Origin of the sequence: Streptomyces sp. H27-H1 (genome assembly GCF_026627445.1) — a bacterium.
Taxonomy (GTDB): domain Bacteria; phylum Actinomycetota; class Actinomycetes; order Streptomycetales; family Streptomycetaceae; genus Streptomyces.
This window is the reverse complement of record NZ_JAPNLJ010000008.1, coordinates 113,206-131,674: the sequence shown is the minus strand read 5'-3', so window position 1 is coordinate 131,674 and position 18,469 is coordinate 113,206. Positions and strand designations below refer to the sequence as shown.

Genomic DNA, 18,469 nt, shown 5'->3' with positions numbered 1-18,469 from the left:
TTCACTTCTTGGGTCGGGTGTCGGTGGGAGGGGTGTCCGCCAGGCCCTCGAAGTCGACCAGTCCGCTGGCCTCGAGGACCGCGATGTGGTCCAGGACCGTGGTGTTGGCGTCGGTGGCGAGTTCGCGGACCACGGAGTTGCGGGTTTGCGCCCGCACTTGGGCGACGAGCGCGAACACCTTGCCGTGCGCCCGGCGCAACAGCTGGACGAACAGCCTTTCGTAGGTGCCTCCTTGGGCGCGGTCCAGCTGGTCGAGCCATGCCTGCTGCTGGCCGGTCGGCTGGTCCGGCAGTTCGACGCCGAGCGCCTGGCCGACTTCCAGGACCCTGCGGTCCAGTTCGGCATGGCCTTCCACGAGGTGTTCGCCGGCCGTCCGCACCGACCTGCGGGTCCCCCGTTCCTGGGCCTGGCGGCCCGCGGGCTGCTCCCACAGGCCGGCTAGGCGGACCTTGCGGACGAAGTCGCGGTCCTGCGGGGTCAGCGGCCCGAAGGCCGTGCCCATCACCCCGCCGCCGTCGTCGTCGGCAGAGCCGGGCGAGGCGGCGGCGGGTGCCGTGGCTGGGAGCGGGGCGGCCTCGGCGGTCCGGCCGCCGAAGCTCCGTACGGGTATCAGCAACGCGATCAGCGTGAGGGCGAGGGCACCGAAGACGATGCCCGTGCCCATGACGTGCCGCGAAGCGGGCGACATGCCGCCGACGTTCGTCCGACGGATTGACAGCACTGCGCCTCCTTGGCTCCGGAGATGGCCCGGGGCGGCCGGGCAGAGCGCGCTGCTGCCCGGGGCCCCTGGGTGGCAAGGGACGCTAGTGCCCGGTGCGGTACCCCTCCCGAAGGCCCATCAGGACTGGACAAACATCCGGGCGACGCCGGCAAAGACTGCTACGGTGCCGCGCGCGCAGCCGCCGCCTCCCCTGTCCGACAAGGGGTGACGGGCAGCCAAAATGTTTGGCGCGGCAGCCAGTTGTCCGGTTTGCCGGTCATTCATGAGAGCGAGATGCTCCAGCCTTGAGGTGGATCCGGAGGTGCGCGACCAGTACGACCTCATCGGCTTCGATCCGCGCGGCGTCGGCGGCAGCAGTCCCCTCACCTGTGGGCTGAACGACTCCGAGCAGGGCATCGACCGGCCGTACCGGCCCGAGTCCTTCGGCTCCGACGTGGTGTGGGCACGCACCATCACCTGCCGCAGCACACCCCCCGGGCACGGGCCACACGGAACGGCAGGGGCACCGGGGTCGCCCGTGAAGCCGCTGCCGATTCCCGCGGCGCCCGGCCGGTTCTGACCCACACGGCCCGGTCAGGCTCAGGCCGGTCCTCATCCCCGGCGGGCGGACGCCTCCGCGGCCGCCTTGATGCGGCGGCCGAAGTCGGGGGCGTCCTTGCGCGCCGCGCTCAGGGCCAGACCGACGAGCAGTCTGCCGAAACCGTGCCCGGTCAGGGTGTTGAAGACACGCAACCGCGTCCGGCCTCCGGGGAGTTCCGCCAGGTCGTAGCCTCCTTCGGCGGTCACCAGGTTCTCGCTCAGCTCCGTCCAGCGGATCCGCCCCGGCACGTCGAGTCCGGGCGCGTCGAGCTCGGTGATCTGGAACTCCCGGGCGGTCTTCATACCGGCGTCCTTCACCGTGCTGCGGAAGACCGTGCCGACGGCGGTCGGGCCGTCCGGGGTCCGGGTGATCCGCTGGACGCGAGGGCTGAAATCCGGGTCGTTGCGCCCGTCCGCGAGGTACGCGAAGACCTCTGTGACGGGCCGGTCGATCTCGACGCCCGCCTCGAACAGTCCGGCCATGACCGCTCCTCATCACTGTCCCCCTTTCCACGGTCGCGGAGCCGCGCTCCGGCCGCACCCGCCGCACGGTCAGGTCCGCTCCGAGGCCGCGGCCACGGCTCCCGACCCGGTCCCTCGGCCGAGCAGGGCCAGGTCCGCGGTCAGGGAATCCAGCCAGGCCATCGCGGTGTAGAACACCGGCTGGGCGTCGGCGGGTCCGGGTCCACGGGGCGCGGGGCCACGGGGCGCGGGGCCGCAGGGAGCGGGGCCCTCGGAGTCCGGGGCGTGTACGGGGTCGGCCGCGGCCGCCGCGCGGCGCAGGCCGGTCGCCACCCAGGCCCCGTACTCCCGCACCACCGCCTCCTCGCGCGGGCCGGGCGGGGCGGCGAGGGGTCTGCGGCCGCCCCAGAGGACGTGGTGGCCTGTCATCATCGCGGCCTGCCAGTCCTCGCCCGGGGCGGCGGCCGGATGCTGCCGCTCCGTCTGGTACTGGGCGAACGCGCTCTCCGCCATGGCCAGTGCGTGCCGCACCCGCTGGTCGGGCTCGCCTTCGCGGGCCCGCCCGAAGGCGGCCGTGGCCGCCTGGACGTCGTCGGCCGCGGCGTGCAGCAGTTCGGCCACGGCGCGGCCCAGTTCGTCGTGGGCTCCGCGCGGCCAGGCCAGCAGTCCGCACACCATCCCGATGACGCTGCCGACGAGCACGTCCAGGAATCTGACCTCGGCCAACTGCCAGGTGACGGGGGCGAGCTGGGCGAAGGCCATCGCGATCACCAGCGTGAACATGGCCTGCGCCCAGCCCACGCCGCGCACCGGCCCGACGCAGAAGGCGAACAGCATCAGGGGCGGCAGCACGATCGCGTACAGCAGGCTCGCCTGCCCCGCCAGCGCGAGGACCCCGCCGGCGGCGAGCGCGCCCAGGAGGGTGCCGGTCAAGGCCAGCCGGACCGTGGCCCGGGTCTGCACGGCGGTGGTACGGGTGAGGCTGAGGACGGCGAGCATCGCCCAGAAGCCGTGCGGCAGGGAGTCCAGTCCGGCGACGGCCCGGGCGACGGCGAGGGCCGCGGCGATGCGGACGGCGTTCTGGAAGTGCACGGACCGGGGGCCGGTGTTCCCGGCCAGCCGGTACCACCAGAGCCGCAGCGGCCCTTCCCCGGCGTACCAGAACCGGTCGGCCTGTCCGTTCGGCGGCCCCGTCTCCTCGGGGGCCTCCGCGCGCCCCCGTACGGCTATCCCGGCGGCTCGGCGCAGGACGAGCGCGGCGTCCGCCAGCTCCACCAGCGCGGCGTTGCGGAAGCCGGGCCCGGGCCCCGTCACGGGGGTCCCGGCGAGGGAGATCTGCAGGTTCCGCAGATGTGCGGAGTCCGTCGCGGGCGCGGCGCCCGCCCCGAGGAGTCCGGCCGTACCGGCCGCCGACTCCCGTACGGCCCGTACGAGGTCCGGCCCGGCCGTCCCGGCTGCCTCCGGGCCGGGCTCCGGCGGGGGCAGGGACTGGAGCCGGGCCAGCAGGGTGCGGGCCGCCAGCCCGGTGTGGGCCAGCGCGCGTTCCCGTACGCCCGGTCCCGCGGGCCGCTGCGCCTCCCCGACCCGGGAGGGCCGCAGGGCCTGCGCCGCCTGCGCGGCACGGGCGGACTCCGCTCCGGAGAGGGTGTGGGGCGGCCGCTCCAGCGCGGCGGCGCACCGGGCCGCCTCGGCCGCAGCTCCTGCGGCCAGGTCGCGGTAGCCGGGGACGCCCGGGTCGGGCAGGACCCGGGCCTCGGCGAGGATCAGCAGCAGGACCCCGGCGACGGTGCCGGTCAGGCGCTGGCCGAGGGTGTCGGGCGCGTACGGCGGGAAGCTGGGCAGGATGTACAGCAGCTGGAGCCCGGGCGCGGCCCCCGCCAGGCGGGGGCCGGTCGCCGCGCAGAAGGCCACGCAGAAGCCGATGGCCAGCATGCCCGCCACGGCGGCCCAGGTCCGTACCGACAGCCAGGTGCCCAGGGCCACCAGTGCGCAGGCGGCGGGGAGCAGGCGGGCGATGAGCCGGGCCCTGAAGTGTCCGTCACCGGGTATCCGCGAGAGCCCGGCCAGTGCGACGGCCGCGAAGAGCGCGTAGGTGGCCTCTACGGGCCGGTCGAGCCCGTACAGGAACCCGTAGAAGCCGAGGCCGGCTGCGAGGGTGACCCGGACGGCCCGCCGTGCGGCCGCCGGCAGGGGGCCGGTGCCCGTACGGAGCTCCGCGAGGGTGGCACGCACCCTTTCAGGGTCCCACCGGGTGCCCTGTCGGTCCTGCGGTATCACTTGACAGTTCATCAGGGCAGGCGCAACTTATATCGGCACCCCGATATAACCAGCGCCCGGAGGCCCGGTGGAGCCGTCCCCCAGCACGCAGCGGCCCCCGCGACCGCAGCCGCAGCGCGGCACCCCGCAGGCGCAGCGCAAGTCCGAGAGCCGTGCCCGCCTCATCGACGCGGCGGCCGGCCTCTTCGCCCGCAAGGGGTTCCACGCCGTCTCCGCCGAAGCCGTCGCCGAGGCGGCCGGGCGCACCACCGGTGCGCTCTACAGCCACTTCGGCGGCAAGGAGGGCCTGCTGCTCGCGCTCCTGGAGGTCTGGAAGGAGCGCACGAGCGAAGAGCTGGCCGCCGAGATCGCGGCCGGCGACCCGGCCGACCCCGGCGTGCGCTTCTCGGCGATGTGGGGCAGCCTCACCCGCCCGCACCCCGAGCACGGCGACTCCTGGCTGCTGCTGGAGACGGAGCTGTGGCTGCACGCCGCCCGCGGCCCCCTCATCGGGGACCGGCTCGCCCAGCGGTACGCCGAGATCCGCGCCCAGCTCGGCGAAGGCCTGGCCGACTGGGCCGAGGCCACCGGCACCCCCCTGAGCCGGACACCCGAGGAGACCGGCACCCTCGTGCTCGGCGTCCTCCTCGGCCTGGCCATGCAGCACCGCCTCGAACCGGGCGCCGTCCCGGACGGGCTCGTCGTCGAAGCCCTCGGCGCCCTCCTGGGACTCGTCCGGCCCTGCTGACCCGTACGCCTCGGGTCCGTCGGCACCGGTCCATGGACCCCGACACCTGACGGTCCGCTCCTCCGACCCGGCCCGACCGCGACCCGCCCGACCGCGACCCGTCCGACCCCGATCCGTCCGACGAAGGGAACCGCCCCGTGCTGCCCACCGGCGAGATAGACCTCCTTGAGGACACCTGGGCCCGTGAGGTCCCGCACGCCCAGTTCACCCGGCTGCGCCGCGAGGACCCGGTCCACTGGCACGAGGTGCCGGGCCGGCACGCCGGCTTCTACGCCGTCACCCGCCACGCCGACGTCAAGGCTGTGAGCCGCGACCCCGAGCTGTGGTCCACCGAACTCGGCTCGTTCATGATCCGCGACCAGAACCCGGAGTCACTGGAGACCCTGCGGCTGGTCCTCCTGGGCATGGACGCCCCGCGCCACTCGCGATACCGCTCGCTGGTCAGCGCGGGTTTCACGCCCCGGGTCGTACGAAGGCTCGCGGCCCGGATCCAGGAACGGGCGGTCTCCCTGGTGGAGAGCGCGGTGACCCCGGGCCGGGACATGGACTTCGTCGCCGAGGTCGCCGCCTGGCTGCCGGTCCAGACGATCTGCGAGATGGTCGGCGTGCCCGAGGGGGACGAGCGGCTGATCTTCGAGTGGAGCAACAGGATGGCCGGCTCCCAGGACCCCGAGCTCTCGGCCGGCAAGCACGACAGCGATCTCGCGGCCGCCGAGATCTACGCCTACTGCGACGCGCTGGCCGCCGAGCGGCGGGCGCGCCCCCGGGAGGACATCCTCTCGACGCTGGTCCACGCCGAGGTCGACGGGGACCGGTTGTCCCCGGACGAGATCAACATGTTCTTCGTGCTGCTGTGCGTCGCGGGCAACGAGACCACCCGCAATCTGCTCTCCGGCGCCCTGCTCGCCCTGATCGACCACCCCGCGGCGCGCGCCGCACTGGCCGCGGCCCCCGAGGACGAGGCCCTGTGGAACTCGGCGACGGAGGAGTTTCTGCGCTGGGGCGGCTCGATCCACAACTTCCGGCGCACCGCCACCCGTGACACCGTCCTGCGCGGCCGGCCCGTCGCCGAGGGGCAGAAGGTGGTCACGTACTACACCTCGGCCAACCGCGACGAGGAGGTCTTCGCCGACCCCTTCGTCTTCGACATCCGCCGCACCCCGAACGAGCACCTCACCTTCGGCGGCGGCGGCCCCCACTTCTGCCTGGGAGCCGGACTCGCCCGCACCCAGATCAAGGCCCTGGTCCGGGAGCTCCTGCGCCGCCATCCGGAGGTCTCCCTCGCGGGGGAGGTCCGCCGACTGCGCTCGGACTTCATCAACGGGGTGAAGTACCTACCGGTCCGATTCGGATAGCCGGCCCCGCCCCCGCCACGCCCCGCTCCGCCCCCGGAGGCCTCCCGTCCGGCTTCCAGGGGCGGTCCTCGCCGCTGTTACAGTGGATGACAGCGAAGGGGAGTAGTCCCGAAAACCGCTGGTCGACATACTGGATGCCCCGATGGATCCCGGCCACCGGGCCACCGCGCTTCACGTGCGGGGCGGACGAGACCTTCGGCCAAGGCATGACCCGACCCACATCACCGTGTGGGCCGCTTCGTCGTGCCGGGCCGAGTGGTTCTTCCCATCGCCCCTGCTGGGTGCCGATCCGAGCCATCAGAGCCCGGCTCCAGCAGAAAGCAGCATCCGGAATGACTCTCGACCCCGTGGCGATCTTCACCGCCTTCGGTCTGATCTTCCTCGCCGAACTCCCCGACAAGACCATGTTCGCCTCGCTGGCCATGGGAACCCGGATGCGGCCCCTGTACGTGTGGTTCGGTACCTCCACCGCGTTCATCGTCCACGTGGCCATCGCGGTAGGCGCCGGAAGCCTGCTCAGCATGCTGCCGAACATGGCCGTCAAGCTCGTCTCCGCCGCCCTGTTCGCCTTCGGCGCCGTCGTCATGATGCGCGCCGGCGGGGACGACGACGAGGCGGACTCGGCGGCCAAGGCCGTCACCGGGTTCTGGCCCGTCTACACCACGGCGTTCATGGCCGTCTTCATCGGCGAATGGGGTGACCTGACCCAGATCACCACCGCCAACCTCGCCGCCACCAACGGCTGGCTGCCCACCGCGATCGGCTCCGCGGCGGCGCTCATGTCGGTCTCCGCCCTCGCCCTCATCGTGGGCCGCTTCATCGCCAAGCGGGTCCCCCTCAAGACCGTGCAGCGCTTCGGCGCCCTGTGCATGGCCGGGCTGGCCGTCTGGACGCTCATCGAAGCCTTCACCGGCTGAATCTGGAGATCCGGCCGACCCGGCCGATCCGAGTGACGCGAGCGATCCGGCCGGGCCCGGCCCCACGGGTCACTCCGCTCGCGGCGCCGCCTTGAGCAGGGCGAAGACCGCCCCGCTCGGGTCGGCCAGCCAGGCGATCCGGCCCACGTCGGGCACGTCCGCGCCCGGCATGAGCACCGTGCCGCCGCTGGTCCGTGCGGTGCTCACCACGGCGTCCACGTCCGGGACCGCGAAGTACGGCACCCAGCGTGCGTCCGTCTCCCCCTCCGTCAGCGGCGCCACCCCGCCGAAGGAACCGTCCTCGATGTCCCCGTCGGCGGTGCTGAGCACCCGGTAGGTCATACCGGGCGCCTCCATCTCCTGTGAGCGCATCCCGAAGAGGGCTCCGTAGAAGGCGACCGCCGCCATCGGGTCGGGCACGTGCAGCTCGACCCAGCACAGCGCGTTGTCGGCGGAGGCCAGGCCCAGCCCCGGGGTCCGGCCCGGCTGCCAGACGGCGAACTCGGCGCCCTGCTGGTCGGTGTACTGCGCGAGCCACCCCTCCCCCATCACGTCCATCGGCTCGACGCGGACGGCGCCCCCGCCCTCGCGCACGCCCCGGGTGGTGGCCTGCGCGTCGTCGGTCCGGAAGTACACCGTCCACGCGGAGGTCGCCCCCGGGTCGAGCTGGCCGACCGCGGCGACGGTCTTCCCGTCCACCTGGAAGAACCCGTACCCGCCGGTCTCGGGCCCGAGCAGGTGGAACTCCCAGCCGAACACGGCCCGGTAGAAGGCAGCGGCCCGGGGGATGTCGGGGCTCCCGAGGTCGATCCAGTTGGGCGAGCCGGTGCGGTAGTCGGTTCCGAGCATGGGTTCCTCCTGCGGTGGGGTTTCGGATGCGAGGTACCCGCGCAGGGGCCCCTCACCCCGCCCTTTCCCCCCATCGCCACACGTACGGGTCCCCCCGGACCACCGCATTCGGCCGGTGCGCGGCTCGCCGCCCGCCCGCCCGGACCCGGCCGGCACCACAGGGCGGCCGCCGCGGAGCCTTCACCGCCGGGTGAGCGGGGTCTCGGACGCGACGTGGGACAGCTTCTCCGGGTTGCGGACGAAGTAGAGGCCGGTGATGCGGCCGTCCACCACGTGGACGGCGACGACTCCGTCGAACTCCCCGCCCAGGTGAACGACCAGGGCCGGGGTGCCGTTGACCACGGCGGGGCCGAAGGTGAGCACGTTACCGGCCCTGTCGGCCATGCCGGCGAAGAGGCGGGCCACCTTGTCGGCGCCGACGATCGGGCGCAGTGCGGCGTGCTTGATGCCCCCGCCGTCGCCCATGATCGACGGATCGGCCGGTGCGCTCAAGCGGCCTGTTCGGCGGCGGCCGGCGTCCCGCCCGGCCCGGCCTCCAGGCGCCGGCGTCGGTCGGCGCCTCCCGAGACGCGGTGCAGGCCGTAGGCACCCGGCTTGGCGGCCTCGTCGGCCAGGTGCTTGACGATGCTCTTGCAGACGAACTCCTTGAGCTTCGCGCCCGGCCGGCCGGCGATGTGGAACCACAGCGCGGTGTCGTTGCGGTGGGCGAACTGGAAGATGCCGGCGCCTCGGCCCAGGCTGATGCACTGGCCGGCGAACACCTGGTTGAGGGTCTCGGGCCGCTCGTCCGCGATCCGGCTCAGGACCGTGTCCGCGGCCCGCGCGCCGAGCGGCATCGCCGTCTGGCAGCTCATCCGCAGCGCCAGGCCCGACGGCGCCGCCGAATCCCCCGCCGCCACGATCCGTACGTCGTCCACGCTCGTCAGCGTCTCGTCCGTGAGGAGGCGGCCCAGCGCGTCGGTGCTCAGGCCGCTGCGCACCGCCAGGTCCGGCACGGCGAATCCGGCGGTCCAGATGGTGACCCGGCTCGGCAGCTCGCGTCCGTCGGCGAGCCGTACGGTGTCACGGGTCACCGCCGTCACCTTCGTGTCCGGGCCTTCGAGCACGGTCACCCCGAGCGCCGCCAGCCGTCCGGCCACGGAGCGCCGGCCCCGCGCGTGCAGGTACGGGCCGAGGACTCCACCGCACACCAGGGTCACGGCCCGGCCCTGCTCGGCCAGTTCGGCGGCGGTCTCGATGCCGGTGGGACCGGCCCCGACGATCGTCACCCCGGCCTGCGCGGGCGCGGCGCCGAGGACCGGCCGCAGCCGCTGGGCGTCCTCCAGAGTGGCGATCGGGTGGGCGAACTCGGCCGCTCCCGGCACGGACGGGTCGGCGCCGCCGCTGCCCACCGCGTAGACGAGGTAGTCGTAACCGACCCGGCGTCCCGACGCCAGCGTCACGCCGCGCTCGGCGGCGTCGATCCGCGCCACGGAGTCGACCACCAGCGCGACTCCCTCCGCCAGTACCTTCCGGTATTCGACGACCGCGCTGTGGGTGCCGCCCGCCAGCTGGTGCAGACGGATCCGTTCCACGAAGGCCGCACGCGGATTGATCAGCGTCACCGTCACGTCATCGCGCTGCCGCAGGCGGTTGGCCGCCATCACGCCGGCGTATCCGCCGCCGATGACGACCACATCGGTGTTCTCGGCCATGGTGTCCGTCTCCTTCGCTTCGGGGTTCGGACACAAGACACCGGCCGGCCGACGGTTGTGACAGCGTGCGCACGCCGAATTCTCCCGTGCCGCAAAGAGCGCCTCGGGCCGCAGCGGTTCAGCAGACCTTGCCTCGACCGGCCGCCGTGGCGCGCAGCAGGTCCGTCAGGAGCGCGAAGTCGATCCTCTCCGGCCTGCGGAAGCGCAGGCAGCCCTTGCCCATGTCCTGTCCCGCCAGCCGGTCCTCGAAGGCTTCACGGACATCGGCGCGCATCAGGTAGAAGGAGATGTACTGCTTCTGGCTCGCGAAGCCGATTTCCTCGACGCCCTCCCGTTCGTAGACGGGCATCCCGTACGCCATGACTTCGGTGAATCCCCGTAGCTCGGCACGGCACAGCTCACGCAGCCGGGTCAGTGCCGCCCTGCGCTCCCCGGGGACCTCGGCGAGGTAGGCGTCCACGTCTTTCGCTTGGCTCTGCACCATGGACCCGAGCGTAGGCGAACCCTCGCCGTCCGCCATTGCGCAACCCTACGGTTGCGCAACGGCGATCGAGGTGCAACTCTGGAGTTGCACTCAATGACCTCCGACGAAGGAGTCCTGATGAACGCGGACCGGATCGAACGCGACACCCTGATCGAGGCGCCCCTGGAGCGGGTCTGGCCCCTGGTGGCCGAACCCGGTTTCTGGGTGGCCGACGAGGGGAGCCTGGCCGGCACGGTGGCGAAGGAGGGCGAGTCGATCGTGGCGAGGAACAGCGAGTACGGCGACTTCCCGGTGCGGGTGGAGAAGGTCGAGCCGCCGACCTACCTGGCGTACCGGTGGGCCAGCGCCTTCCCCGGGCAGGAGCTGCGCGCGGACAACAGCACCCTGGTGGAGTTCACGCTGAGCCGCGAGGGCGACAAGACGCGGCTTCGCGTCGTGGAGAGCGGGTTCGCGGCCCTGGCCGGGTCCGAGGAACTGCGCGGCAAGGCGCTGAAGGACAACACGGGCGGCTGGCCGCAGGTACTGGACGCCTTCAGGAAGCGCGCCGAACGACCGGCCGCGTGAGCGAGGAACACCCCGGCGCCGACGAGGCCGTCGACCACGTCCTCGTCGCGCTGGCAGACCCGACCCGGCGCAGGCTCCTGGGGCTGCTCGCCGCTCACGGCGAGGTCACCGCGACCACCCTTGCCGAGGGACTGCCCGTCTCCCGGCAGGCGGTGGTCAAGCACCTCGCCGTCCTGGACGCCGCCGGGCTGGTTTCCGGCAGCCGGGTCGGCCGCGAGGTCCGGTACACCGTGCGGCCCGCGGCCCTGGACGCGACGGCCCGGTGGATGGCCACCCTCGCCGCCGACTGGGACCGACGGCTGGCGGGCGTCAAGCGGATCGCCGAGGCGGCGGAACGGGATGCGCGCGGGCGCCGCGGCCCGGAGTGATGCAGGCGGGCCGCCGCGGCCTGATAGTGGGAAGTGTGAGCGACTGGCCGGAGGGAAGCGGACGGGCCCGGACGAGCGGTGAGGGCCGTGGCGGCGGTGCGGAGCCCGTCGCCTGGTCCGGGCCCGAGGGCGCACAGGCCTTCGCCGCCGTGGAGGCGGCCACGGACTGGCTGCTCGGGTACCCCTTCGTGTTCCGGACCCTGGCCCGGTGGGTGGACAGCGGATCCGTCCTCGTGGACTACGGATGCGGGCCGGGCAAGGTGGCCGACCACGGGGCCCGGCTGCTCGGAGCGAAGGTGCTGGGCGTGGACACCTCCCCCGAAATGCTCGCCCTGGCCCGCGGCTCCGGGACGGCGGTCGCCGAATACCACCTGGTCACGGACGGGCGGACGGCTTGCCTGGCGGACGGCGGCGCCGACGCGGTGATGTGCAATCACGTACTGGCCTCCCTGCCCACCGCGGAGGCGATGCTCGCGGTGTTCCGCGAAGTCCGCCGACTCCTGCGCCCCGGCCGCCCCTTCGTCCTGCTGGCCACCGATCCCGCGTGCAGCGGGACGGAGTACGCCTCGCTGCGCATCGGCGAGGCGGGCGGGCAGTACGGCCCGGGCGACGAGCTGCCCGTACGGCTCCGGCGCACGGACGGCAGCTGGCAGGTGATGCCCAACCATGCCTGGCCCGTGGATTTCTACCCGCCCCTGCTGGAGCGGGCCGGGTTCGCGAACGTCGTACAGCAGCGCCCTACCGTGGACGAGGCCCTCGGCGTCCCCGGCCTCGTCGACCCGGACCTCGCCGCCGGCCGTACGTGGTCGGCGGAGCGGGCGAAACCTCCCCTGGTGATCACCACGGCACTGGCGGTCTGAGGTCGCGCCGCCGCACACCGCCGCACAGCGTTCAGCAGGCGCAGGAGATGCCGGAGCGCGGTGCGGTCAGATCGTCGACCGCGCGCTGGTCGGTGCCCTGGGCGGTCTCGAAGGCGAAGCCCTCGCGGACCCAGTACTCGAACCCGCCGAGCATCTCCTTCACCTGGTAGCCGAGGCGGGCGAAGGCGAGCGCCGCACGCGTGGCGCCGTTGCAGCCGGGGCCCCAGCAGTACGTGACCACCGTCAGCGCCGGGTCGATCAGCGAGGGCGCCAGCTCCGCGATCCGCGCCGTCGGAAGGTGCAGGGCACCCGGAATGTGGCCCTGGTCCCAGGCCGCGTCGCTGCGGGAGTCGACGACCACCAGACCCGGGACACCGGAGAGCAGGTCGGCCCGTACGTCCGAGACGTCCGCCTCGAAGGCGAGCCGGGCGGCGTAGTGGGCCGCCGCGAGGTCCGGCGCGGCGGCCGGGACGGAGAGGACGGCGCTGGTGATCTCAGGCGAAACGGTGGAGGAGAGCGTCGCGGACATCGGGGAACTCCTTGTGCGGGGCGAAGATCAGGGGTTCGCCGGCCGGGTGGACTCCCTTGCGGCGATGACTCCATCCTCTGCGCCGGCCGCCCGCGCGACGAGTGGCGTAAACGCCTCCACTCGTCAAGATCCCGCCAGCCGCGGGGCGGCGCGCACGAACGCCTTCCGGTAGGCCGTCGGCGTGGTCCGCATCTGCCGCGTGAAGTGGTGCCGGTAGGTCGCGGTGGAATCGAAGCCGACCGCTGCGGCCACCTCGTCGACCGTTCCCTCGCCCGACTCCAGCAACGGCAGGCTGGCGGCGATCCGCTGGGAGAGCACCCAGCGGATCGGGCTCACACCGTTGCGGCGGGTGAAGTGGCGCAGGAAGGAACGTTCCGACATGTTCGCCGCGCGGGCCAGGGCCGGCACCGAGAGCGGGCTGTACAGGCGCTGAAGGGCCCAGGCCATGCTCCGGGAGATGCCGTCGTCGGCGCCGTCGGGGCCTATCTCGCCGACCGCCGCCTCGATGAACTGGGCCTGTCCGCCCTCGCGGTGGGGTGGCACGACGAAGCGGCGGGCCACGGTGTTGGCGACGGCGGCGCCGTGGTCGGCGCGGACCAGGTAGAGGCAGAGGTCGATGCCTGCGGCGCTGCCCGCGCTGGTCAGCACGTCGCCGTTGTCGACGTAGAGGACGTCCGGGTCGACCTCGATGCCGGGATGGCGTTCGGCGAGGGTGCGGGCGTAGCGCCAGTGGGTGGTGGCCCGGCGGCCGTCGAGGAGGCCGGTCGCGGCGAGCGCGAAGGCGCCCGAGCAGATGGACACCAGGCGCGCACCCCGGGCATGGGCCTCGAGCAGGGCCTCGACGAGCGAGGGCGCGATGGCGCCGCCCGCCGGGGAGACTCCGGGGATGATCACGGTGTCCGCGGCCGTGAGCGCGTCGAGCCCGTGCTCGGCGCGGAGCGTGAACCCGCCCACCACGCGAAGGTCCCGGCCGGGCTCGGCCGAGCAGACTCGCAGGTCGTACCAGGGCAGGTCCCCGAGCTCGGGCCGGGAAAGGCCGAACACCTCGACGACCACGCCCAGTTCGAAAGGCGCCATCCCGTCGAAGGCCAGTACCGCCACCACATGGGCGGGCGCCGGCCGCACGATGTCAACGGCCACGGGCTCGGAAACCACGGCGGTCTGCACGGGTGGGGAGGGCGCGGGAGTCATGGCCGTACTGTAACCAGGCCTCAGCGGGCTGGTGATGGAGCAGAGGCGTGGAGGAGCGCGCACTCCTTGCCATATACAACATATAGCGCACCGGGGGGCTTGCGGCAAGGCCCCCTTCCTGGTGCAAAATCGCGGACCGAGGCCAGAACCTGCCGAAAAGGAGAGATTCACTCAGTGCGTGCCGATATGTCTGCTCATGGATCACACGGTTCCGTCGGGTCGATGGCGACCTCCACCAGGGCGTTCGATCTTCCCGACCACCTCTCCCCCAAGGCCGACCAGGCCCTGATCGACGGCGACGAGCGGCATTTCGCGGCCATTTCACACTGCCTGGAGCAGACGATCGCCGAACTGTCCGACCGCCTGGAGGCCACGCGCAAGGCGCCCGGCGGTATCGGCCGGGAGGCGATGGACCGCGATGCGGAGATCCACCGCCTGACCGGCCGGCTGCGCACCCTGCGGCGCTTCGGGCTGGACCTGTGCCTGGGCCGCGTCGTCCCCGCCGACGGCTCCGAGCCCGTGTACATCGGGCGCCTCGGCCTCACCGACAGCACCGGGGACCGGCTGCTGCTGGACTGGCGCTCCCCGGCGGCCGAGCCGTTCTTCGCCGCGACGCACGCCGCCCCGATGGGACTGGCGAGCCGTCGCCGCTACCGGTGGACCCGCGGCCGGATCAGCGACTACTGGGACGAGGTGTTCCGCACCGACGGGCTCGAAGGCCACGCCGCGCTCGACGACCAGTCCGCCTTCATCGCGAGCCTGGGCGGCAACCGGTCGGCCCGGATGCGCGACGTGCTCGCCACCATCCAGGCGGATCAGGATGCCATCATCCGGGCGGGATCCCGGGGCGCCCTCGTCGTCGACGGCGGCCCGGGTACGGGCAAGACCGTCGTCGCGCTGCACCGCACCGCCCACCTGCTCTACTCCGATCCCCGGCTCGGTCACCGCCGGGGCGGCGTGCTGTTCGTCGGTCCGCACCAGCCCTACCTGGCCTACGTCTCGGACGTGCTGCCCAGCCTCGGCGAGGAGGGAGTGCAGACCTGCACCCTGCGCGACCTCGTCGCCGAGGGAGCCGCAGCGCCGGCCGAGGCCGACCCGCGCGCGGCCCTCCTCAAGTCCTCCGCGGACCTGGTGAAGGCGATCGAGGCGGCCGTGCGGATATACGAGGAGCCGCCGACCGAGGGAATGACGGTCTCCAGCCACTGGTCCGACGTCTGGCTGAGCGCCGACGACTGGGCGGCCGCCTTCGAGTCGGTGGAGCCGGGCACCCCGCACAACGAGGCGCGCGACCAGATCCGGGAGGAGCTGGTGACGATCCTGACGGAGAAGGACGACGCCGACGTCCCGCCCCACCTCCTCCGCAGGTCGCTGCTGCAGGACCGGGACCTGATCACCGCCCTCAACCGCGCGTGGCCGATGCTCGATGCGGGCGAGCTCGTCGCAGACCTGTGGTCGGTGCCCGCCTACCTGCGCAAGTGCGCTCCGTGGCTGGGCCCCGACGACGTGTCCCTCCTGCAGCGCGCGGACGCCCAGGCCTGGACGGTCTCGGACCTCCCGCTCCTGGACGCGGCCCGGCAGCGGCTCGGCGACGCCGAAGCCTCCGTACGCAGACGCCGGCACGAGGCCGCCGTCGCCGCCGAGCGGGCGCGCAGGTCCGATGTCGTGGACCGGCTGCTGCAGGACACCGAGATCGACGAGAGCGAGGGCGCGGTGGGGATGCTGCGCGGACAGGACATCCAAGATGCCCTGATCGACGGGGACGCGCTGCCCGGCGCCGAACCGGACCTGCTCGCAGGCCCGTTCGCGCACATCATCGTGGACGAGGCGCAGGAACTGACCGACGCCGAGTGGCAGATGCTGCTGGCCCGCTGCCCGTCCCGGAGCTTCACGATCGTCGGCGACCGCGCCCAGGCCCGGCACGGGTTCACGGAGTCGTGGCGGGAGCGGCTCGAACGGGCCGGGCTCGACCGGATCACCGTGGCCTCCCTGAGCGTCAACTACCGCACGCCGGCAGAGGTCATGGCGGAGGCCGAGCCGGCCATTCGCACCGCGCTCCCCGACGCGAACGTGCCGGTCTCCGTCCGCAGCAGCGGGATCCCCGTGACCTACGGCGGCGTCGCGGATCTGGCCGCGGTCCTCGACGACTGGCTCGGCTCGCAGGCCGAAGGGGTCGCCTGCGTCATCGCCGCCGACGACCCCGGCCGCGCCGCCCTCCCGGAGACCGCCCGTGTCCGGTCGCTGACTCCCGCGCTGTCGAAGGGACTCGAATTCGACCTGGTCGTACTCATCGACCCGGAGACCTTCGGGGAGGGCGTCGAAGGCGCCGTCGACCGCTATGTGGCGATGACCCGCGCGACCCAGCGGCTCGTCGTCCTCACGAGCCGCTGAGCCGGGCCGGCGGACGGTGGACGGCGGACGGTGTTAGCGCAGGGCTCCGAAGGCCTTCGTGAAGGCCAGGGGCTGCTGGAGGATCGAGCTGCACGTGGCGTCCGCGTAGTTCACGACCCCGGCCGGGCACTGCCGGTCGCGGGTGGCGGACCACATCGCCAGCCTGCCGATTCCCTTGGCGCTCGCGAAGTCCACGAGCTGGGCGGCGTCGGCGACGGTGAAGATCTCGGTCGTGACGTCGTTGACGCCGATCATCGGTGTGACGGCGACGGTCTTCCAGGCCGCCGCGTCGGAGAGGCCGAGCACTCCCTTGATCTGTGCCTGCGTGGCCGTGGCGGCCTGGATCGCGTACTGGCCCATGTCACCGCTGTAGGCGGGTCCGTAGTCCATCGCCATGATGTTGACGCCGTGGATCCGCACGCCGGCCTTCTTCGCGTCGGCCAGCAGGGCCACGCCCGGCTGCGTGAGGCCCTCCGGCATCACGGGCAGGGTGAAGGCCACGTCCAGTCCCGGGTGGGAGGTCTGCAGCAGGGTGATGGCCTGCGCACGGCGGGTGTTGGCGGCGGTGTCGGGCAGGGCCGCACCCTCGATGTCGAAGTCGACCTTGGTCAGCCTGTACCGGTCGACGACCTTGCCGTACGCGGCGGCCAGTTCCTTCGCGGATCCGCAGTTCAGGGCCAGCTCGTGCCCGGCGGCGCCGCCGAAGGAGACGCGTACGTCCCCGCCCTTGGCCCGCAGCGCACCGATCTGCGCGGCGACCTTGTCGTCTCCGAGCTCGGTGACCCCGCCCCACAGCGGGGCGCAGCTGCCGCCGGAGGTGATGAACGCGAGGTGGAACTCCTTGACGCCGGTCCTGGCCGCCGTGTCGACCAGGTCGTAGGCCGGGTACAGGGAGGTGTCCACGTAGGGCGCGAAGCGTGCGCCGCCGACCGGGGTTCCGGTCCCGGGCGGGGCCGTGGCGGTCGCGGTGGGCGGGGTGGGCCTGGTCGGCTGACCCGAGGGCGTGGGGGTCACCGGAGCGCTCGTACCGGCCGTCGGCGTCGGCCTCGGCGCGGTGGTCGGCGCGCCGGTGGGGGCGCTGGTGGGGCGGCCGCCCGGCGGGGGGGTCGGGCCCTGGTCCGCCGAGCACTTCGCCCCGTTGATCCGGCAGGCCGCCGGGTTTCCGGGATTTCCGCTCCCGCTGGTGACGAAGCCGATCGTGACGGAGGCTCCGGCGGCCAGCTCCTTGTTCCAGGCCGCCGGTTTCACGGTGACGTGCCGGCCGCTGACCGTGTGCGAGCCGTTCCACAGCGAGGCGACCGTCGTGCCCGCGGGCAGGTCGAACTCCAGGGTCCATCCGGTCTGTGTCCGGCTCGTGTTGTTGGTGATCACGTAGGTGCCGGTGTAACCACCGTTCCAGGAGCTCGACTTCGTGTACACCGCGCCGACGGCGGCCGCCTGGGCGGTACCCGTGAACGCGAAGGCGGCAGCGGCGATCAGCACCGCCACCGCCGTCCCGCCCGCGGCTTTCGCCTTCTTGCTCGTCCTGCGCCGGTGACCGGTCGTGCTGCCCATCGCGTGCCTGCCTCTGTGTTGCCGGGGAGTTCGGGGTGCGGCAGCACGCTAGCCGCCCAGAAACGGACATTTGATCGATTCGGGGTGGTGGCCGCGAACCTTAGGGTCCGCTTAAGGAAGCGATCGGACGACCTTAAGCCGCCCGGACCGCCGACCCGGCCGCCGCGTCACCAAGTCCACTGCGTGAACAGTCGGTTGATCTCCGGGGTGGGTCGGACCGATGCCGCATATGCTCCCTCCGTACCTCAATGCGACGTACATCCGAATGCCTCGCGAGCCGTAAGGGGACCGCCCCGTGAGTGTCCGAATTCAACCTTCCTCCCAGGTCGACGAGACGGCCGAGCTCGGCGAGGGGACCACGATCTGGGATCTGGCGCAGGTACGGGAGGACGCCAGGCTCGGCCGCGACTGCATCGTGGGACGCGGGGCGTACGTCGGTCCCGGCGTACGGATCGGGGACAACGTCAAACTGCAGAACTACGCGCTGGTCTACGAGCCCGCCGAACTCGGCGACGGGGTGTTCATCGGCCCGGCCGCGGTGCTCACCAACGACTTCTACCCGCGGGCAGTCGATCCCGACGGCCGGCAGAAGCGCGGCGGCGACTGGGAGGCGGCCGGGGTCGTGGTGGCCGAGGGCGCCTCCCTGGGGGCCCGGTCGGTGTGCGTCGCGGGGGTCCGTATCGGCCGGTGGGCGCTGGTCGCGGCCGGCGCGGTCGTGTCCCGGGACGTAGCGGACTTCGCGCTCGTGGCCGGGGTGCCGGCCCGGCGCATCGGCTGGGTGGGCCGGGCCGGAGTTCGCCTGGTGGAACGCGACGGCGAGCCCGGCGTGTGGGAGTGTCCGCGCACCGGCGCCCTGCACGAGGAGACCGACGGAACCCTGGCCGAGCGCGCCTGACGCAACGTCGGCATTTTGGGTCAATCGCATTTCCCCAAAACCACAATCAATGAAC

19 protein-coding genes are annotated in these 18,469 nt (G+C 72.9%); 9 read left to right on the top strand and 10 right to left on the bottom strand.

Annotation, left to right across the window (positions count from 1 at the left end; translation table 11 throughout):
- Position 1 precedes the first annotated feature (1 nt).
- Complete coding sequence (locus OTB20_RS11250) at positions 2 to 721, bottom strand: DUF4142 domain-containing protein (protein WP_324290357.1); 720 nt, start codon at positions 719 to 721, stop codon at positions 2 to 4.
- A gap of 301 nt (positions 722 to 1,022) precedes the next feature.
- On the opposite strand from OTB20_RS11250, the gene OTB20_RS11245 reads away from it, so the two are divergent.
- Positions 1,023 to 1,280: a hypothetical protein gene (locus OTB20_RS11245; protein WP_267817140.1), complete on the top strand. Its 258-nt coding sequence runs from the start codon at positions 1,023 to 1,025 to the stop codon at positions 1,278 to 1,280.
- A 32-nt stretch (positions 1,281 to 1,312) separates the two neighbouring features.
- On the opposite strand, the gene OTB20_RS11240 is transcribed toward OTB20_RS11245, so the two are convergent.
- Both OTB20_RS11240 and OTB20_RS11235 read right to left on the bottom strand, forming a co-directional pair.
- Positions 1,313 to 1,783, bottom strand: a complete 471-nt coding sequence (locus tag OTB20_RS11240) for an SRPBCC family protein (protein ID WP_267816903.1) — start codon at positions 1,781 to 1,783, stop codon at positions 1,313 to 1,315.
- A 69-nt stretch (positions 1,784 to 1,852) separates the two neighbouring features.
- Complete coding sequence (locus tag OTB20_RS11235) at positions 1,853 to 3,994, bottom strand: FUSC family protein (protein WP_267816901.1); 2,142 nt, start codon at positions 3,992 to 3,994, stop codon at positions 1,853 to 1,855.
- A gap of 112 nt (positions 3,995 to 4,106) precedes the next feature.
- Between OTB20_RS11235 and OTB20_RS11230 the strand changes: the two genes are divergently transcribed.
- The 3 genes from OTB20_RS11230 to OTB20_RS11220 all read left to right on the top strand — a co-directional run bounded on the left by OTB20_RS11230 (position 4,107) and on the right by OTB20_RS11220 (position 7,038).
- Positions 4,107 to 4,766 (top strand): TetR/AcrR family transcriptional regulator, encoded by a 660-nt coding sequence (locus OTB20_RS11230; RefSeq protein ID WP_267816900.1) that lies wholly within the window; start codon positions 4,107 to 4,109, stop codon positions 4,764 to 4,766.
- 137 nt (positions 4,767 to 4,903) lie between these two features.
- Positions 4,904 to 6,121: a cytochrome P450 gene (locus tag OTB20_RS11225; RefSeq protein ID WP_267816898.1), complete on the top strand. Its 1,218-nt coding sequence runs from the start codon at positions 4,904 to 4,906 to the stop codon at positions 6,119 to 6,121.
- Positions 6,122 to 6,453: 332 nt separating this feature from the next.
- Positions 6,454 to 7,038: a TMEM165/GDT1 family protein gene (locus OTB20_RS11220; RefSeq protein ID WP_267816896.1), complete on the top strand. Its 585-nt coding sequence runs from the start codon at positions 6,454 to 6,456 to the stop codon at positions 7,036 to 7,038.
- 69 nt (positions 7,039 to 7,107) lie between these two features.
- On the opposite strand, the gene OTB20_RS11215 is transcribed toward OTB20_RS11220, so the two are convergent.
- From OTB20_RS11215 to OTB20_RS11200, 4 genes are all read right to left on the bottom strand, one after another.
- Positions 7,108 to 7,887: a VOC family protein gene (locus OTB20_RS11215; protein WP_267816894.1), complete on the bottom strand. Its 780-nt coding sequence runs from the start codon at positions 7,885 to 7,887 to the stop codon at positions 7,108 to 7,110.
- A gap of 180 nt (positions 7,888 to 8,067) precedes the next feature.
- Positions 8,068 to 8,379: a hypothetical protein gene (locus OTB20_RS11210; RefSeq protein WP_324290356.1), complete on the bottom strand. Its 312-nt coding sequence runs from the start codon at positions 8,377 to 8,379 to the stop codon at positions 8,068 to 8,070.
- On the bottom strand, positions 8,376 to 9,581 hold the full coding sequence (locus OTB20_RS11205; protein WP_267816892.1) for an NAD(P)/FAD-dependent oxidoreductase: 1,206 nt from the start codon (positions 9,579 to 9,581) through the stop codon (positions 8,376 to 8,378). The genes OTB20_RS11210 and OTB20_RS11205 overlap by 4 nt, the downstream gene beginning before the upstream one ends.
- Positions 9,582 to 9,699: 118 nt before the next feature.
- Positions 9,700 to 10,065, bottom strand: a complete 366-nt coding sequence (locus OTB20_RS11200) for an iron chaperone (RefSeq protein WP_267816890.1) — start codon at positions 10,063 to 10,065, stop codon at positions 9,700 to 9,702.
- A 117-nt stretch (positions 10,066 to 10,182) separates the two neighbouring features.
- Here OTB20_RS11200 and OTB20_RS11195 point away from each other — a divergent pair, with 117 nt between their 5' ends.
- From OTB20_RS11195 to OTB20_RS11185, 3 genes are read left to right on the top strand one after another with little or no spacing between them, the layout of a single operon-like run.
- Positions 10,183 to 10,629 (top strand): SRPBCC domain-containing protein, encoded by a 447-nt coding sequence (locus OTB20_RS11195; protein ID WP_267757541.1) that lies wholly within the window; start codon positions 10,183 to 10,185, stop codon positions 10,627 to 10,629.
- The gene (locus OTB20_RS11190) at positions 10,626 to 10,997 is read left to right on the top strand and encodes an ArsR/SmtB family transcription factor (RefSeq protein WP_267816888.1); all 372 of its coding nucleotides are present in this window, start codon (positions 10,626 to 10,628) and stop codon (positions 10,995 to 10,997) included. Before OTB20_RS11195 ends, OTB20_RS11190 begins: the two co-directional genes overlap by 4 nt.
- Positions 10,998 to 11,032: 35 nt before the next feature.
- Complete coding sequence (locus tag OTB20_RS11185; RefSeq protein ID WP_267816886.1) at positions 11,033 to 11,857, top strand: class I SAM-dependent methyltransferase; 825 nt, start codon at positions 11,033 to 11,035, stop codon at positions 11,855 to 11,857.
- 31 nt (positions 11,858 to 11,888) lie between these two features.
- Here OTB20_RS11185 and OTB20_RS11180 read toward each other — a convergent pair whose 3' ends face one another.
- Both OTB20_RS11180 and OTB20_RS11175 read right to left on the bottom strand, forming a co-directional pair.
- Complete coding sequence (locus OTB20_RS11180; protein ID WP_267816885.1) at positions 11,889 to 12,386, bottom strand: rhodanese-like domain-containing protein; 498 nt, start codon at positions 12,384 to 12,386, stop codon at positions 11,889 to 11,891.
- 123 nt (positions 12,387 to 12,509) lie between these two features.
- Complete coding sequence (locus OTB20_RS11175; protein ID WP_267816883.1) at positions 12,510 to 13,577, bottom strand: helix-turn-helix domain-containing protein; 1,068 nt, start codon at positions 13,575 to 13,577, stop codon at positions 12,510 to 12,512.
- A gap of 222 nt (positions 13,578 to 13,799) precedes the next feature.
- Between OTB20_RS11175 and helR the strand changes: the two genes are divergently transcribed.
- Entirely contained in the window at positions 13,800 to 15,965 is a 2,166-nt protein-coding gene (gene helR, locus OTB20_RS11170; protein WP_267816881.1) for an RNA polymerase recycling motor ATPase HelR, read from the top strand.
- Between the two features lie 33 nt (positions 15,966 to 15,998).
- Here helR and OTB20_RS11165 read toward each other — a convergent pair whose 3' ends face one another.
- Positions 15,999 to 17,519 (bottom strand): cellulose binding domain-containing protein, encoded by a 1,521-nt coding sequence (locus tag OTB20_RS11165; RefSeq protein ID WP_267816879.1) that lies wholly within the window; start codon positions 17,517 to 17,519, stop codon positions 15,999 to 16,001.
- Positions 17,520 to 17,814: 295 nt separating this feature from the next.
- Between OTB20_RS11165 and OTB20_RS11160 the strand changes: the two genes are divergently transcribed.
- Positions 17,815 to 18,414 (top strand): acyltransferase, encoded by a 600-nt coding sequence (locus OTB20_RS11160; RefSeq protein ID WP_267816878.1) that lies wholly within the window; start codon positions 17,815 to 17,817, stop codon positions 18,412 to 18,414.
- The last annotated feature ends 55 nt before the right edge of the window (positions 18,415 to 18,469 follow it).